The organism is Mycobacterium sp. E2462, assembly GCF_001672685.1.
GTDB lineage: Bacteria > Actinomycetota > Actinomycetes > Mycobacteriales > Mycobacteriaceae > Mycobacterium.
Genome location: NZ_LZKC01000319.1, coordinates 1 through 2,731 on the forward strand (window position 1 = coordinate 1; position 2,731 = coordinate 2,731).

Here is a 2,731-nt window from a genome sequence, read left to right on the forward strand (position 1 = left end):
GCGAGGTGGTCGTGGGGGTCCGGCCCGAGCACTTCGAGCTGGGTACCCTGGGCGTCGAAATGGAAGTCGACGTGGTGGAAGAACTGGGGGCCGACGCCTACCTTTACGGGCGAATCACCGGTTCGGGCAAGGTGATCGACCGGCCGATCGTCGCCCGGGCGGACGGGCGCCATCCGCCGGAGAAAGGCAGTCGCGTGCGCCTGCATCCAGAGGCCGGGCACCTGCACTTCTTCGGCGTGGACGGACAGCGACTGTGTTAGGGGCTCCACCGACACCCCCGGGTCGGCGGCCGTGAGCACGCCGGCCCGCGCCGACCTGGTGTGCGAGGGCGGTGGCGTCCGCGGCATCGGTCTCGTCGGCGCCGTCGATGCGCTGTCCGAGGGCGGTTACAGCTTCCCGCGGGTCGCGGGCACCAGCGCGGGAGCTATCGTTGCCGCCTTGGTCGCGGCGCTGCAGGTCGCCGGCGAGCCGCTGAGCCGGCTGGCCGAGGTGATGCGCAGCATCGACTACCGAAAGTTTCTGGACCGCAGCCTCATCGGTCGGCTTCCGATCGTCGGCGGCGGACTGTCGCTGCTGCTGGCCGACGGCGTGTACCGCGGCGCCTACATCGAACGACTCCTGGCCGGGCTCCTCGACGACCTCGGCGTGCGCACCTTCGGCGACCTGCGCACCGGTGAGGAAACCGACCAGTACGCGTGGTCGTTAGTGGTGACGGCCAGCGATCTGTCCCGACGCCGGCTGGTGCGCATTCCGTGGGACCTGGGCGCATACGGTATCGACCCCGACGATTTTGCCGTGGCCCGCGCCGTGCACGCGTCGGCGGCGATCCCGTATGTGTTCCAACCGGTTCGGGTCCGCGGCGCGACCTGGGTCGACGGCGGCCTGTTGTCCGGTTTCCCCGTGCAACTGTTCGACCGGCCGGGTCCGCGCTGGCCGACCTTCGGTATCCGGTTGTCCGCGCGTCCGGGCATCCCGCCCACCCGGGCGGTGCACGGCCCCGTGTCGTTGGGCATAGCGGCGATCGAAACGCTCGTCAGCGACCAGGACAACGCCTACATCGACGACCCGTGCACCGTCCGACGCACCATCTTCGTGCCCGCCAACGACGTGAGCCCCATCGACTTCGACCTCTCGGCCGCCCAGCGCGACGCGCTGTACCAACGCGGATTGCAAGCGGGCCAACAGTTCCTACGAACCTGGGACTACCCGGAGTTCCTCAAAGTTTGCGACACGCCGTGACGCGGGCGCCGGTGCTCAGCCGCCGGCGCAGCGGATCGCGTGGACGCGACGGGTGACGCGGTCGATATCGTCCAGCGACGGCATCTGGTCGGTGATCCGGGTGATCTCCACGCCGATGTCCACCGAACTGATGGGCCACAGCCGGCGCATCATGAGTTTCGTTGCGATGGCCGCGATGTCGTCATCGCACAGGCGGCGGCGCGCCAGCGCCAACAGCGGAATGTACCCGGTGCCCGGCATGCCGCTGGGGTAGCCGGCCCGCACGAAAGCCACGATGCTCGACACCCAATGCGCCAGGTCCATGCGTCCACCTCGCTAACTGCCGGCAAAACGGCAGCCTTTCCCTTGGCTAGCAACGTACCATCGGCGATACCAGCAGCCTGGTAACGCCACACAGTTAAACGCGTTTTTTATGTCGACGTTGCCGACTCCGTCAGGAGACGATTCGGCAACGATGGGCGCGCTGCAACGGGCTTCGGCCGCAACGCTTTCTAATATTGGCGGGTGGATCGCTACGGAACAGATGTCCTGGCCGCCGGCCGACCCAAGCCCCGCTCGACCGAGCACCCGGCCGACATCGGCTTGGTGGTGGAGGACGCCCAGACGGGATACGTCGGGGCGGTCGTGCGCGTCGAGTACGGGCGCGTCGACCTGGAGGACCGGCGGGGTCACGTACGCGGATTCCCTTTGGGTCCAGGGTTTTTGCTCGATGGGCGACCCGTCATCCTGACCGCTCCCCGCCGAGCCGCGCCCGCCGCGCAAACCCGAACGGCCTCGGGGTCGGTCGCCGTGCCCGGCGCGCGGGCTCGGGTCGCGCGTGCCAGCCGGATCTACGTCGAGGGCCGCCACGACGCCGAACTCATCGCCCAGGTCTGGGGTGAAGACCTGCGCATCGAGGGCGTCGTCGTTGAGCAGCTCGGCGGCGTCGACGACCTGGCGAGCATCGTCGCCGAGTTCGCCCCCGAGCCCGGTCGCCGGCTCGGCGTGCTCGTCGACCATCTGGTGCCGGGTTCGAAGGAGACGCGGATCGCCGACGCGGTGCGTCGCGGTCCGGGCGGCGCCGACACGCTGATCGTGGGGCACCCCTATGTCGACATCTGGCAGGCCGTGAAACCCCAGCGGCTCGGGCTTGCGGCCTGGCCCGAGGTCCCGCGCCAGGTCGAGTGGAAGCGCGGCGTGTGCCAGACGCTCGGCTTGCCACACACCACGCAGGCCGACATCGCCGCGGCGTGGCGGCGCATCCGCTCCCGCGTGCGCGACTGGAACGACCTGGAGCCGGCGCTGATCAGCCGGGTCGAGGAGCTCATCGACTTCGTGACGCAACCGGCGGCCTGACGCCGCCGACCCGCCGGCCCGCGGCGGCGCCGAGTGAGGTTAGGCTAAGTCGACAGTCTCGATCGTTGGGGCGGAAACGAGCGCATGCAGGGCGTATTCGGCGTTTTCATCGGCACCTTCCTGATCGGCCTCCGCGAGGGGCTCGAGGCGGCGCTGA

At 69.5% G+C, this 2,731-nt stretch carries 4 protein-coding genes; 3 read left to right on the forward strand and 1 reads right to left on the reverse strand.

Translation table 11 applies throughout. The features are described from left to right. Together A5714_RS16475 and A5714_RS16480 are read left to right on the forward strand one after the other, a co-directional pair. Nucleotides 1-260: TOBE domain-containing protein (locus tag A5714_RS16475; protein WP_156747351.1), on the forward strand; the 260-nt coding region annotated here is incomplete at its 5' end. Between the two features lie 31 nt (nucleotides 261-291). Beyond that, complete coding sequence (locus A5714_RS16480) at nucleotides 292-1,239, forward strand: patatin-like phospholipase family protein (protein ID WP_068286814.1); 948 nt, start codon at nucleotides 292-294, stop codon at nucleotides 1,237-1,239. 15 nt (nucleotides 1,240-1,254) lie between these two features. Here the strand turns inward: A5714_RS16480 and A5714_RS16485 are convergent, their stop codons facing one another. Then, on the reverse strand, nucleotides 1,255-1,542 hold the full coding sequence (locus A5714_RS16485; RefSeq protein ID WP_068068035.1) for a DUF3349 domain-containing protein: 288 nt from the start codon (nucleotides 1,540-1,542) through the stop codon (nucleotides 1,255-1,257). Between the two features lie 201 nt (nucleotides 1,543-1,743). Between A5714_RS16485 and A5714_RS16490 the strand changes: the two genes are divergently transcribed. Beyond that, entirely contained in the window at nucleotides 1,744-2,574 is an 831-nt protein-coding gene (locus A5714_RS16490; RefSeq protein ID WP_068286817.1) for a DUF3097 domain-containing protein, read from the forward strand. Nucleotides 2,575-2,731: the final 157 nt, after the last annotated feature.